Annotated in this window: 12 protein-coding genes; 10 read left to right on the top strand and 2 right to left on the bottom strand. The window is 63.2% G+C overall.

The genetic code is table 11. From position 1 onward, the window contains the following. Positions 1 to 32: 32 nt before the first annotated feature. Complete coding sequence (locus tag NF4_RS31215; protein WP_063130982.1) at positions 33 to 2369, bottom strand: thiamine pyrophosphate-binding protein; 2337 nt, start codon at positions 2367 to 2369, stop codon at positions 33 to 35. 294 nt (positions 2370 to 2663) lie between these two features. Here NF4_RS31215 and NF4_RS31210 point away from each other — a divergent pair, with 294 nt between their 5' ends. The 3 genes from NF4_RS31210 to NF4_RS31200 all read left to right on the top strand — a co-directional run bounded on the left by NF4_RS31210 (position 2664) and on the right by NF4_RS31200 (position 5152). Further along, a complete protein-coding gene (locus NF4_RS31210) occupies positions 2664 to 3152 on the top strand; it encodes an Lrp/AsnC family transcriptional regulator (RefSeq protein WP_063130981.1) in 489 nt (162 codons plus the stop codon). 77 nt (positions 3153 to 3229) lie between these two features. Then, entirely contained in the window at positions 3230 to 3919 is a 690-nt protein-coding gene (locus NF4_RS31205) for a FadR/GntR family transcriptional regulator (protein ID WP_063130980.1), read from the top strand. Between the two features lie 3 nt (positions 3920 to 3922). Beyond that, entirely contained in the window at positions 3923 to 5152 is a 1230-nt protein-coding gene (locus NF4_RS31200) for a CynX/NimT family MFS transporter (protein ID WP_063130979.1), read from the top strand. A 285-nt stretch (positions 5153 to 5437) separates the two neighbouring features. Here NF4_RS31200 and NF4_RS31195 read toward each other — a convergent pair whose 3' ends face one another. Beyond that, positions 5438 to 6037 carry a TetR/AcrR family transcriptional regulator gene (locus NF4_RS31195; RefSeq protein ID WP_063130978.1) on the bottom strand — a complete coding sequence of 200 codons (600 nt, stop codon included), beginning with the start codon at positions 6035 to 6037 and terminating at the stop codon, positions 5438 to 5440. A gap of 312 nt (positions 6038 to 6349) precedes the next feature. On the opposite strand from NF4_RS31195, the gene NF4_RS31190 reads away from it, so the two are divergent. From NF4_RS31190 to NF4_RS31160, 7 genes are all read left to right on the top strand, one after another. Then, the gene (locus NF4_RS31190) at positions 6350 to 7534 is read left to right on the top strand and encodes an LLM class flavin-dependent oxidoreductase (protein ID WP_063130977.1); all 1185 of its coding nucleotides are present in this window, start codon (positions 6350 to 6352) and stop codon (positions 7532 to 7534) included. A gap of 8 nt (positions 7535 to 7542) precedes the next feature. Continuing rightward, a complete protein-coding gene (locus NF4_RS31185) occupies positions 7543 to 8415 on the top strand; it encodes an enoyl-CoA hydratase/isomerase family protein (RefSeq protein ID WP_063130976.1) in 873 nt (290 codons plus the stop codon). Positions 8416 to 8444: 29 nt separating this feature from the next. Then, positions 8445 to 9185 carry an enoyl-CoA hydratase/isomerase family protein gene (locus NF4_RS31180; RefSeq protein WP_063814760.1) on the top strand — a complete coding sequence of 247 codons (741 nt, stop codon included), beginning with the start codon at positions 8445 to 8447 and terminating at the stop codon, positions 9183 to 9185. A gap of 154 nt (positions 9186 to 9339) precedes the next feature. Continuing rightward, positions 9340 to 11247 (top strand): AMP-dependent synthetase/ligase, encoded by a 1908-nt coding sequence (locus NF4_RS31175; protein WP_063130974.1) that lies wholly within the window; start codon positions 9340 to 9342, stop codon positions 11245 to 11247. Positions 11248 to 11296: 49 nt separating this feature from the next. Beyond that, complete coding sequence (locus NF4_RS31170) at positions 11297 to 12028, top strand: creatininase family protein (RefSeq protein WP_232330727.1); 732 nt, start codon at positions 11297 to 11299, stop codon at positions 12026 to 12028. A 75-nt stretch (positions 12029 to 12103) separates the two neighbouring features. Continuing rightward, a complete protein-coding gene (locus NF4_RS31165) occupies positions 12104 to 12619 on the top strand; it encodes a flavin reductase family protein (protein WP_063130973.1) in 516 nt (171 codons plus the stop codon). Between the two features lie 2 nt (positions 12620 to 12621). Continuing rightward, positions 12622 to 13713: a 3,4-dihydroxy-2-butanone-4-phosphate synthase gene (locus NF4_RS31160; RefSeq protein ID WP_063130972.1), complete on the top strand. Its 1092-nt coding sequence runs from the start codon at positions 12622 to 12624 to the stop codon at positions 13711 to 13713. The last annotated feature ends 75 nt before the right edge of the window (positions 13714 to 13788 follow it).

Genomic DNA, 13788 nt, shown 5'->3' with positions numbered 1-13788 from the left:
GGTGGGGGCTCCTGGTGTTCAGGTCCGGGAAATCAGGGCAGGATGTCGAGCGCGGCGCGCACGATGCTGTCGGTGTCGATGCCGTGATAGCGGTAGACGTCGTCGAGCGAGCCGACCTGCCCGAACTTGCTGACGCCGAGGGCGGTGCTGCGCACCTGGTTGATTCCGGCGAGGAACGCGAGTGTGTGGGGGTGGCCGTCCAGGACGGTGACCATCGGGGTCGCCCGGTCGGCGGGGAAGAGCTGGTCGAGGATCCAGCTCGCGCCGGCGCCGCGGCCCTGCCGGGCCTGCCGGGCTTCGAACAGCAGCCCGGGGCTGGTGATGCACACGACGTCGGCGGGCACTCCGGCCTGCGCCAAACGCTGCGCGGCGGCCAGAGCTTCGGGCATCAGCGCACCCATCGCGACGATGGTCAGCTGGGCACCAACGCGGCGGACCAGCGGGTAGCCGCCGGCCACGACCTGCCGCCGGCGCCGTTCCCGGGCCGCGGGATCAGCGGGCACGTCCGCCAGGGTCTGGTCGACGGGGCGGGTGGACAGCCGCAGGTAGGCGGAGCTGCCGTCGGGGCGGCCCAGCCGGGCCAGGCCGGCGAGCAGGGTCCATTCCACGTCGATGGCGAAGGCCAGGTCGTAGCTGATACAGCCGGGCTGTTCGAGGCCGATGGAGGGGGTTTTGATCGACTGATGGGCGCCGCCCTCGGCGGCGAGGGTGACACCGGAGGGGGTGCCGACCAGGATCGACTGGCCACCGGCGTAGATGCCGTAGGACCAGGGTTCGAGTGCACGCTCGACGAACGGGTCGTAGAGCACACCGATCGGGAACAGCGGTTGCCCCCATCGGCTCCAGGTGGCGCCGAGTTCGCCGATCAGGCCGACGAGGTTGGTTTCGGCAATGCCGAGCTCCATATGCTGGCCGGTGGGCCGTTCGTTCCAGTGCATGACGGTTTCGGCGTCGTCGGCGAACCAGTTGTGCCGTTCGTCGGGCGACCACACCCCCACTTTGTTGACCCAGCCGCCCAGGTTGGTGGTGGAGCTGACATCGGGGCTGACGGTCACGACGCGCTGCGCGGCCTCGGGGGCGGCGCGGGTCAGATCCAGCAGGGCCCGTCCCAGCGCGGCCTGGGTGGTGGAGGTGCCTTTGGGGATACGGCCGAATTCGGTGGGAATGGTGATATCGGGCAGGGCAGGCACCGGATCGCGATGCAGCCGGGCCGCGGTTGCCGCACACACTTGCCCGGCCGTGGAGTCTGCCGGGAACCGCTGCCACGGATGCTGCGGGTCGTATCCGATTCCGTCGGCGAAATGGGTGTATTCGTCGACGGTGAGCAGCGCGGAATGATTCTGCGGGTGGCCTTGGGTGGGCAGGCCGTAGCCCTTGATGGTGTAGGCGATGATCACAGTCGGGCGGGTGTCGTCGATCTGCCGGTAGGCCTGGGTCAGCGCGGGCAGATCGTGGCCGCCCAGGTTGCGGATCGCGGCGGTGAGGGTCTCGTCGTCCAGATCGGCGATGAGCGTGGCGATCTGGTCACTGCCGGTCCAGGTCCCGGGCAGCCGGGTGCGTACTTCGTCGGCGCTGCATCGCAGCAGCCGCTGGTATTCGGGGTTGGGCATCTCGAGGATGCGGGTGCGCAGCGCGTCGCCGCCGGGGCGGGCGAACAGCGATTCGAGCAGCCGGCCGAACTTCACGGTGATGACCTGCCAGCCCGCGGCATCGAACATCTTCTCGAGCCGGCGCGCGGCGATATTGGGCACCACCCGGTCCAGCGACTGGCGGTTGAGGTCGACGATCCACACGACCTCGCCCAGTTCGGTGATCCCGGGATCGAGGATCGCCTCCCAGACCGCGCCCTCGTCGAGTTCGGCGTCCCCGACCAAGGAGTACTGGCGACCGGAGCCGGTCGCGCCGAGATGGGTGTCGACATAGCGGCGTGCCATCGCTCCCCAGATCGGGGCGGTCGCCCCGATACCGACCGATCCGGTGGAGTAGTCCACGGTATCGGGGTCCTTGGTGCGGCTGGGGTAGGACTGCAGGCCCCCGAACTCGCGCAGTGTCGTCAGATGCTTCTCGTCGAGTTCGCCAAGCAGATAGTTGATGGCATGTAGCACCGGTGAGGCGTGCGGTTTCACCGAAACCCGGTCTCCGGCACGCAATGTGGTGAACCACAACGACGTCATGATCGTCACCATCGACGCACACGAGGCCTGGTGGCCGCCGACCTTGAGTCCCGATGGATTCGGGCGCACCCGATTCGCATGATGAATCATCGACACCGCCAACCACAGCGTGCGCTGTTCGATCTCCGACAGTGCGTCGGGATCGATGGCCTCATCGAGGGTGCTGGGGTGTTCGGGCTCGGTGGCCGTAGTCATCGGAATGCTCCTCCTGGAATCGGCGCGTCCATATCGCCGGGTAGTCGGATGAAAGCCAGTGCTCTCGTACGGGAACAGCACACACGCCTGGTCCGGCGGCTCCGTCCATATACGCGATAGATCGCTGCCCGAGTGCTACATAGATGCAGTTCGCCCATTGATTGGACGTAGAACGAGCAGTTCATGCAACCTATACGCTTGAATTTGCGCAGTATGCACATCGTCGGTGGAAGTATGCCCGTCCGCGATTGTCGAATTGCCAACTATTCACCTCGACCCCCGAAAGCTGGCGACATGGCACACCAGTTCCGCGCCGACCGGATCGACGCACGGATCATCAGCGCGCTCGTCGACGACCCACGCGCGAGCGCGATGGCAATCGCACAACGAACAGGGCTGTCCCGCAACACCGTCCAGGCTCGCCTGGCCAAGCTGGAAGGCGCCGACGCGTTGGAATCATTTCAACGCCGCGTGGACCCTGCCACTCTCGGCTACCCGCTGCGGGCATTCCTCTTCGCCAATGTCACCCAGCGCAAACTGGCCACCATCGCCGAGGAGCTGGACGCCATCCCCGAAACACTGGAGGTGCAAGGTCTCAGCGGCACCGTTGACCTGCTGATTCAGGTCGTCGCACGGGACGCCGACGATCTGTACCGGATCGCCGGTCAGATCCTCGAGATCGACGGTATCGAGAGAACGACCACGTCGCTGGTGATGCGGGACCTCGTCACCTACCGGGTCACATCTCTGCTGAACGAGCTCGCCCACCGCGGAAGCTCATAGCCGCTGCAAATATTCCCAGCTGTCGCCGCCGCGTCCGAGGGCAGACAAATGTCAGACATTCGTGTTAGTGTCGTGACGTGAAGAACCCCCCAGCGCCGCGCCGAACCGCGAGCCTTTCGAAACAATTGGTCGATTCACTCCGGGAACACATCTCGTCAGGGGCGTGGCCGGTCGGTATGCGGCTACCGGGTGAACACGAGTTGGTGAACCAGCTCGGTGTGAGCCGTACGACACTGCGTGAAGCCCTGGGTGCGTTGACGCACCTCGGGCTGCTGGAGGCTCGGGCGGGTGATGGCACGTATGTGCGCGCTTCCAGCGAGTTCGAAGCGGTGCTCATGCGTCGTGCAGCCGAATCGCGACACCAAGAACTGCGTGAGATCCGTGCTGTTCTGGAAGAGTACGCCTCCAGTTGCGCCGCGCTACGGCGATCGCCGGACGACCTGCACGAGATGCGGACGCTGCTCGCCGAAGTCGGTGATGCCGTCGAGGTCGGTTCGATGAAGGCTGCGGTAGAGGCCGATTCCCGATTTCACAAGGCAATCGTCCGTGCCGGCAACAATGCGTTACTAACCGAAATCTACGAGGTGCTCGGTGAAGCCGTGTCCACCTATCTCGACAGCGTGCCATTCGACACGGAGGCCCTTGTTGAACACGAACGGTTACATCATTCCCTCGTGGCGGCAATCGAGAGCGGTGACGAGACGGCGGCCCGATATGCGGCTTCCGCGATCGTCGCGCTGAATCCCATCGAATTCGAACGAGACTAGAAAATGCCCGGAAGCTCCACACTCACCAAGCCCGCGCAACCTTCGTCAACCGTCCTCTCTGCAGGGCTTGTCATCGCGATCCTGCTCGTTGCGGTCAACCTCCGGGTATCCCTCACCGTTGTCGGACCGTTGCTGCCCGATATCGAGCGCACAACCGGCATGACTGCGATCTGGGGAGGCGCCCTGAGCACGTTGCCTCTCCTTACGTTCGCAGCGACCTCACCGTTCGTCGGCCGTGCTTCCCATCGGTTCGGGTCGGCTCGGGTACTGACCGTCTCGCTGGGGGTGCTCGCGATCGGCACGATTGTGCGGTCGATACCGTCGGCAGCCTGCCTGTTCCTGGGCACGGTAATCCTCGCCGCGGCGATCGCATTCGGTAATGTGCTGTTGCCCTCCGTGATTCGCCACCATGTGCCACCTGCGCACATTCATACCGTCAGCGCCCTCTATGTCACGGCTATGGGCCTTGTCGCCGCGATTTCTTCCGGTATCGCAGTCCCCTTGGCCGACGCATTGCCCGGCTCGTGGCGGAGCTCGCTCGCCTGGGGTGCCATTTTCGCCATCGCCGCTATCGCCGCATGGCTACCGCGCGTACGCGTCGACAGACCACACGCAGCCGGCGGCAACGCGCATCATCGGACCCCGTGGAGGTCCTGGCTGGCCTGGCAGGTCAGCGTCTTCATGGGCTTTCAAGCCCTCTGCTTCTACACTGCTCTGGCCTGGCTACCCAGTATCCTCGCTCAGCAGGGCATGAGCACGACACAGGCCGGATGGATGCTCTTCATCTACCAGGTAGTTGCCCTGGTCTCGAGCCTCGCTCTTCCGCTCATGACAAGGGGGCGCCAGGACCAGCGCTACACGGCAGCCATCGCCTCGGCTCTCGTCGCCGGCGGATTTGCGCTGTTGCTCACCAGTTGGGGTTTGGCGATTCTCGCCTGCACGCTCATGGGTCTGGGCGGCGGCGCCCTGCTCGTCCTCGCCCTGAGTTTCCAGTCTCAACGCGCCAACGGTGCCGCGGAATCCGCAGCGCTGGCAGGTATGGCCCAGTCCATCGGCTACCTCATCGCCGCGGCCGGCCCGCTGCTGCTCGGAATTCTCCACGACACGACGCACAACTGGACCGCCTCCCTCGTGCTTCTCGTTGCCACGAGCCTTGCTATGGCCGCCTTCGGCTACGGCGCCGGCCGGAACAAGCACATCCAGAGCACACCCGCTGCAGCGCAGACGGGCTGATATGCCGCTCTTGAAATCCCTGGGTGATCGGCAGATTCGGCGACGGGTCGGTCGACTGCGGGCCCGCGGGTCGACAGTGGCCAGGACGCCGCATCGGGAGTTGTTGCCGGGTTGCGGGGGCGACGACATAGACGCAGGCCGGTGCGACGCCGGATCGCACCGGCCTGCGCCGTGCCGGGCGCGCTCGACACTCACGGTACGGCCGACGTCGGCGGGCCGACCGTGACGGTGCGCATGGGAAGGGGCAGGGTCATCGAGTCCGGGCAGGCCGGGCCGACCGGCGAACTACCGTTGCGGAGAGGTCAGCGCCTGAATTGCAGCCGTAGACATCGTTTTGACTATGGACTCCCGATCGAGGCCCTTGTTCAGGGTGGCCACGCCGTTCAGCATCGAGAATACCGAGTGCGTGAGTAGGCGTACCTCCGGCTCGGAAAGGTCCACCCTCAATTGGGAAACCGTAGAAATCCACTCTTCTGCATACAAATTCATCTCTCGCCGGATACGCCGGCGATCCAATTCGGGAAAGGCGTGCTCGTTCTTGAGGAAGATCAGCGGTGTGGGAGGCGAATCGATGACCGACTTGATATGGAAGTCGATCATCGTTTCCAGTGCCGCCCGTGGGTCGGGTTCGGCTTCCACAGTTCTGCGAGCGAACCGGTGAAGTGACTGCAACCCCTCCTCCACCACCGCGATGAGCAGGGCCTGCTTGTTCTGGAAATGGCGGTAGAGACCCGGACCCGATATGCCCGCCTTCGCGCAGACCATCTCCACCGTCACCGAGTCATAGGGATGGTGCAGGAACAAATCGGCAGCGACCGTCAACAGCAATTCGCGACGCGAGACCCGAGTGTCCGGGGTCTCCAGTTGCACCTTGCCAGTCGTCATGACTCTCTACGATACCGCACCGAAGGTGCCCGAATGCCCGGCCGGGGCGCGGGCAACCTGCCTCGCCCAAGTGGAGATCCAGAGCTTCACGCGATCCGGGCTAGTTAATACAGATTAACGAATCTGCCACCCGCTGGGCGGATGGAGCTCCTTGCTGAGTGCACGTCCCACAGGGGGGTGGTCTTCGCTAACCGGCCTGAACTGTGGATTTAAGGAATCTCGCCCCCCGGTCCGGTGGGCTTGACGGGCTGTTGACAACGTCACATCGGCTGTCTAGGTTAATGACCACTCACATATTGAAGGGCTGTGACTATGCGATTCATCTTCATGAGCGAGGGCGAGACGGCTCCAGGCCATACCTACGAGCACCGCTACCGCGAGCTCGTCGACGAGGTCCTTCTCGCCGAAGAGGTGGGGTTCGATGCGTTCGGGACGTCGGAACAGCACGTGGCGGTCGGTACGGCGACAACCTCCGCGCCGGAGGTCCTCTACCCCTATCTGATGGCCCTCACCAACCGCATCCGGTTCGTCCATCTCGTCACTCTGCTGCCGACACGGATCAATCACGCGCTCCGGGTGGCCGAACGGCTGGCCACGGAGGACATCTTGTCCAATGGCCGAGTGGAACTCGGCGTGGGCCGCGGCAACACCACCCTCGCTCTGCGCGCCTTCGAGGTTTCGCCGGCAGAGAACAAGGCGCAGCAGATCGAAGGACTCGAAGTCATCCGCCGCGCACTGCACAACGATGTCTTCTCGTTTGTCGGTGAGCACTACAAGATCCCGCCACGAAGCCTGGTGCCCAAAGGAATCCAAACGCCGTATCCGCCGATCTACATGGCAACGGGAAGCCCGGAATCGGTGCGTTCGGCAGCAGAACTGGGTGTCGGTGCGATCGTAGGGGGCTTCTACCTCGGCTTCGAGTTCCTCGAGAACATGTTGCGCATCTACGACGAGGCACTCGAAGGGGCGACCCATACCTATCCGGTTCAGGCGCAAAAGCTCGTCGCAGTGGGCGGTGGCATGCATTGCGCCGAAACGCGCGAGGAGGCGGTCTCCTGGGCACGGCATCTCACCGAAACGGTCGCGCTTTCGACGGACGCCTACCAGCGGCTGTCGAAGCTCTCCAGCGACTACCAGTACATGGGCGCGGTCGAACATCTGAACTTCAGCGATGAGCGTTACATGTTGGAGGACTCGTCCGGATTCATCGTGGGTGATCCGGACGACTGTGTCGCACAAGTGCAGCGTTTCGCCGATCTGGGTGTCGATGCCCTCGTCATGCGAATCGATGGACTGCCTCATAAGGAGCTCATGAAGTCGATCGAACTCTTCGGTAAGTACGTAATCCCCAAGTTCAAGAATCCCCGCGCCGTCGTGCGTAGCCCGGAAGAGATTCTGAACGATATACGCGCCGCGCGCCCCGCTCACTATGCCGAGCTCGAAGCGTTTACGGGTGCGGCGTCTCGAGCAGCAGTAGTCAACAGCAGCACTAAGTAGGAGAAGCAATGAGCACACTCGCGGCCGACGACATTTTCGCACGCTATCCCGACGAGATCCTGGTCGAGCGGAAACCGAACGGGGTACTTCTCATCACCCTGAACCGTCCCGATCAACTGAACTCTCTGACCCCGCCGATGTTCGAGCACATGTCCGAAATCTGGGTGGACATCGATCGTGATCCACAGACGCGGGTGGCTGTCGTCACGGGCGCCGGCCGTGGATTCTGCACGGGCATGGACGTAGCACAGCCCGACCCGACTCTCGATGACGCGATTGCGCTCATGGAGATCGAACGGCGTCGAATCACTGCCCTGCTGAACATGGACAAGCCGCTCATCTCGGCAATCAACGGCCCCGCAGTCGGCTGGGGGCTGTCGCTGGCGCTCTTGGCAGATATCAGCGTTGCGGCCGAGGATGCAGTGCTCATGGACGGCCATACCCGAGTCGGAGTAGTTGCCGGGGACCATTCCTCGTTGATATGGCCGCTGCTCGTCGGAATGGCCAAAGCCAAGTACTACCAGCTCACTTCAGCAAGGCTGACAGGAGCGGAAGCCGAACGAATCGGCCTGGTCAGTCTCACCGAACCGCGAGAATCTGTGCTCGAGCGCGCGTTGGGGATCGCAAACGACCTCGCGCAAGGTTCGCAACAAGCCATTCGGTGGACGAAACGGTCACTCAACACCGGCTGGCTGACGAACGCACTGCCCCAGCACGAACTATCGGCGGCATTGGAGACCTTGAACTTCGCGGGTGCCGACTATCTCGAGGCCAGGCAGGCCTTCCGCGAGGGCCGGGAGCCACACTTCCCTTCCGCACATGACGAAGGCCACTCCGTCGTGCGCTCTTCGTCACGGCAAGAAGCTCGGGTGCACTCGTGACGGAACTTCACACCTCCCAGTACCCGGGGATGACGGTCGCCGATCGCACCGGCGTACTTGTGGTCACCCTTGACCGGCCGCCGGCGAATGCACTGAACCGCGCGCTCATCAGGTCGTTGACAGGTCTGTTCGCCGGCTTCGCCGCCGAGCCCGATGCACCGCCGGTCATGCTTACCGGACACGGCGACCGATTCTTCACCGCCGGTGGCGATATCAAGGAGCTCGAGGGAGCGGCACACACAGAAATCGGCGCCAGGATGAGGGATTTCCATGCACTACTCGTAGCTATGGACAGATTCCCACGCCCAGTGGTGTGCGCTGTCAATGGTCACTGCGTAGGCGGCGGAATGGAGATCGCGCTCTTCGCCGACAGGGTGCTGGCCGTCGAGCATGCACAATTCGGCTTTCCCGAGATCAATCACGGCCTGCTTCCGGCCGACAAAGGTATCCAACGGGCCGGCCAGGTCCTCGGTACACGAAGGGCCGGGAAGATGCTGCTGTCCGGAGAGCTGTTCGATGCACATCGCGCACGCGAGATCGGCCTCGTGGACACGATAACCGGCCCTGGAGAACTTCTCGATCAAGCTGTCGCCTGTGCGCTTGCCGCCGGATCCAAGGCGCCGGTCCTGTACGGGGCACTGAAGCAGAGCCTGAATGCTCCGGACGATACTCGTGATGAGGCGTATTTGCATCGAACGATCGCCTCCGCTGCTGCATATTTCGACGACCCGGCCGCCCGTGAAAGGCGCGAGAACTGGAAGAAGAACTGACCAGTCGAGTCGAATGGCACGAGTAGAAAACCCGATGAACCATCACCATTGAGGATCGAGTTTCGCGGCGCAGTCCTGCGACCCGGATCCCCGGGCTTGCGCGCAAACTCATCAAGGACGAACGACATATTGGCTGAGGAATGGACTGACCAAGGTGGCAGGACAACCATCATCGACAAACTCGCCCAGCGGCGATAACGCAGAAACGATACCGGTGCTTCACAGCACGGCGGGATTCAGCGCGGTGGATCGAACTTTCGCCCAGATGCTGTGCGATCGTGCCGAGTACGAACCCGACACGGTGGCCTTCTACAGCTGGGAGGGCGGAGTTCAGCGCTCGACGAGCTGGCGTGAGTACGTGGAGGAAGTGAGAGAGGCCACTCTCGGTCTTCACAGTCTCGGTGTACTACCAGGCGACCGCGTCGGCATCATGTCATCATCACGCCGGGAGTGGATCATTGCCGCACTCGCGATCCTGAGCATGGACGGGGTGATCGTCGGGATCTTTCCGACGAGTTCGACCTCCGAACTCACACACTCACTCGAGAACAGCCAGGCGACAGCAGTCTTTGTCGAGACAGCTTCAGAGATCGCCAAGGTGACCTCTGCAGCGCTGGAACTACCGCAGCTTCGCGCGATCATCGGCTTCGACAGCCGGCCGACCAGTCATCCGGAATCCGTCACAGCAACGAGCTGGCGCTCACTTCGCGACGCCGGCGCCGAACGTGCAAAGTCCGAGCCCCGCCTGTTCACCGACCTGGTCGAGTCCGGCAACATCGACCATCCAGCGGCGCTGTTCTCCACATCAGGATCAACGGGCGCACCGAAGGGTGTGGTACACACCCACCGCACCCTCCAATACTCGGTCGACGCTTTCGCTATGTCATACCCCGAGATCGGCCGGAAGCGCCACGACCTGGTCGGCTTCCTCGGCCTTTCGCACGTCGCTCCCGCTCTCGTCGGCGTATTCGCGCCCATCATGACACGGCTCGTCATCACCTACTGCACTATGGATCAACGAGTCGAGGCACTCATCGGTGTGCGGCCCACAGCCGTGGTATGGCCGCCGCGGATGCACGAGAAGCTGGCAAGTGAAACCCTGCAGGCACTTTCCGAATCAAGTCGTGGATTCCGGTTCAAGTATTCGATTGCCATGAAGGTCGCCCGCAAGGTCAATGCCTTCCGATGGCGAGGACATACAGTCCCGAGGTATCTCGAGGCGCTCTATCGGCGCTGCTCGAGAGTTGTATTCCTCCCTCTTCGAGCGAAGGTGGGCATGGACCGTATCCAGGTCAGCTGGACTGCCTCGGGAAGTATGACGCCAGAGGTTGCCGCGTTGTGGCAGATGTGGGGCGTGGACCTTCGAGAGCTCTTCGGAACAACCGAGACCTGCGGCTCGGTGGTTGCCCAGTGGGATCGCCCCTTCCCGAAACCCGGAACCATCGGCAAATGTATGCCCGACCCCCGGTGGGCCGTCCGCGTCTCCCACGAGGGAGAGCTGCAATTGCGCAGCCCAGGTCTGTTCACCGGATACTGGCGCAACCCCGAAGCCACCTCAGCCGCCCTGAAAGATGGCTGGTACGGCACCGGGGACCTGGTCGAGCTCGCCCCTGACGGGGAGGTGAAGATCATCGGACGGATGAACGATGTCTTCAAGACCAGTGGCGGAAAAGCTGTCAGCCCTCAGCCGATCGAGGTCAAACTCAAATCGAGTCCACTTGTCGACGAGGCCATCGTGGTGGGCGACGGCCGCAAGTACCTCACCGTCCTGCTCGCGGCTGGCGACAAGGCACGAGAAATGGGTTCGGATGAACGGGACGCGGCCATCGCCCGGTGGATCGACGAGGTGAACTCCGAGCTCGCCCGGCCTCTGCAGGTAAAGAAATTCCGCGTTCTCCCACGCGAATTATCGGCAGCAGGAGGAGAACTGACTCTCAAGGCCACGATCCGCCGGGCCAACGTCCTGGCTTCGTTCTCCGATCTCGTCGACGAGATGTACGACGCCGACGAGTACGACCAGATCGCTCGTCACACACGGATTCCCGGGACCGGCCATGAATAGCCCAGCGCAGGCGGGCGGGTCTGTGAGCAACGAAATCCGAATCGAGTACATGACGAGCGCCGAGATCGGTGCTGCTATCGGTGGTGGCGCTCGGACGGCCGTCCTGCCTCTGGCGGCAATCGAACAGCACGGCCGGCACCTTCCCCTGTCGATGGATGCCGACCACGCAGACGAGCTCGCGGTGCGGATCGCGCGGCGCTTAGGAGGCGCTCTTGTTCTGCCGACCGTTCGTGTCGGCTACTCGCCGCATCATCTCCGATTCCCGGGAACGCTATCGCTTCGAGCATCGACTCTCGAAGCGACTTGCGAAGACTACGGTGCGAACCTCACCGCGGCCGGTTTCGAACGAATGGTCGTGTTCTCCGGCCACATCGGAAACTGCCCCGTCATGAGCGAATTCACGCCACGCCTGGAGCGGAAACTGAAACCGTTGTCGGTCATCGTCTTCACCGACGGTGAAGCCATCATCGGTGCGTGGCGTCGGGCCGCCGAAGACGTTGCCTCCCTCGGTAGCAATGTCGGTGGTCACGCGGACGTGGCCGAAACTTCGGTCATGCTGGTGCTACACCCCGACAAAGTACGCACTGACCACTTCACCCGCGGGTACACAGGCATTGTGGACAAGGAGCTGCTGGCTCGGACTTTCCACGATGGAATCGACTCGGTAACCCCGAACGGCATCCTCGGCGATCCGGAGGGCGCGTCCAAGGCGATCGGGGAAGCCTGCCTCGATGCTGTCACTTCCCTCATCGTCGACTATGCACAGACCAGGGGAGCATGAGATGAACAACATCAGTCACCACGAGGTGTGCGCTGTCGAGTGCACGAGTGACCGTTCCGGCAAAGGCGTTGCACGATGACAACGTTCACCCCGGTCAAAACCGGTAACACCGAGCACGATACCTCCAGGCTGCGCCGGCTTTACGGCCGCTACCCGACCGGCGTCGCAGCCCTGTGCGCGTTGCGGGCGGGCAAGCCCGTGGGCATCGTGGCCACCTCGTTCACACCGGTTTCGATAGAACCGCCGCTGGTGTCGATATGCGTCCAACACACCTCATCGACCTGGCCTCTGCTGTCGGAGATCGGTCACCTCGGTATCTCTGTCCTCGCGGAGGACCACGAATACGTGTCCCGGCAGCTCGCTGCCAAGAACGCGGATCGATTCGCCGAGGTCTCGTGGTTTGCGAGCGATTCCGATGCGGTATTCGTGGACGGCGCCGCAGCCTGGCTCGACTGCGCGATCTCACAGGCGATCCCCGCCGGTGATCACGACGTCGTTCTCCTGGAGGTCGGCAGCGCCGCCGTCAACGAGTCGGTCTCGCCGCTCGTATTCCACAATAGTATGTTTCGAACGCTCTCGATCGGTGTCTAGTGATGGCGGACATGCTGTGCAACGCGTTGTGCTCCGTCGAATTCGCCGCCGAGACCATAAACGCAGGCCGAGCGATACTGATCGTGAACGGCAATCACGGTCAGGAAGTGGCCGAAATTCTGATACCGGCTGCCTTGGCGGAGCCACTGTCCGTAAGTTGGGCAGTCAGACACACTTCGGGGTTCCTGTGTGCCGCGATGCGGTCAACACGCGCAGATGAACTGAACCTGCCCGACATGGTGAGACCCAGCAGCTCGAGCGCAGATGCACCGAGGTTCGGGGTAGGGGTGGACGCGGCCGTCGGAATCGGTACCGGTATCAGCGCAACTGACCGCGCCCACACAGCGAGGCTCCTGGCCGACGAGCTGACTCGCCCAGACGACCTGGTCCGCCCAGGGCATATCTTACCGCTGAGAATCGCTTCCGCGGGGGTGCTCGAGCGCCGAGCGACAGCTGAAGCGTCGGTGGACCTGTGCGAGATCGCCGGCCTTCCCCCGATCGCCATGGTCGCGACACTCCTCGCCGATGACGGTGATCTACTGCAGGGAGCTGCGTTGGCCGCATTCGTCCGGCATCACGACCTCGTGTCGATTCACGTTGACGATGTTCTGAATCACCGCCTGCACCATCATGGGCGGGTGGTGCGGGTATCGACGCGACTTGCCGAGGTCTCCGCCGAAGCGATGTCTGTCGTCGACTTCGCAGACAAGCTGACCGGCGCACAGCACACGATATTTGTCGGCTCGCCGGTGGACGCCGATCCATCGGCTGTGCATGTGATCACCGAATGTTCGCATCGCGATCCACGTGAACCGGCCTGTGAATGCCGGCAACAGTTCGAAGCCTGTCGATCGCTTGTTGCCGCAGAAGGCGGCGTAATCATCTACCTGCGGCCCAATCCTGTTGCGGGCAGCCGGTACACGGTGGACGACCGCGAGCTCCTGCGCGGATGCATCACCGCGATGCTCAGCCACCTCGGGCTCGACGACCTTCGAGTACCTTGTCCGCAGCTCGGGACCGGTTCGTCCGCTGTGCCATACCTGGCACCGAGACTTGTCGGTCTGACATTCGGAACCGCAGACCTTTCTCCGTAGCTTCGACTATCACCGTCTGCCGAAGCATGCCCGGCTTCTGTCCTTCCGTTTTCCTGGGACTGCCGCAATACGCAC

It is taken from the genome of Nocardia fusca NBRC 14340 (assembly GCF_001618425.1).
In the GTDB taxonomy this organism is placed as follows: domain Bacteria; phylum Actinomycetota; class Actinomycetes; order Mycobacteriales; family Mycobacteriaceae; genus Nocardia; species Nocardia fusca.
The sequence above is the reverse complement of the archived record's forward strand: the minus strand, read 5'-3'. Positions and strand labels throughout refer to the sequence as shown.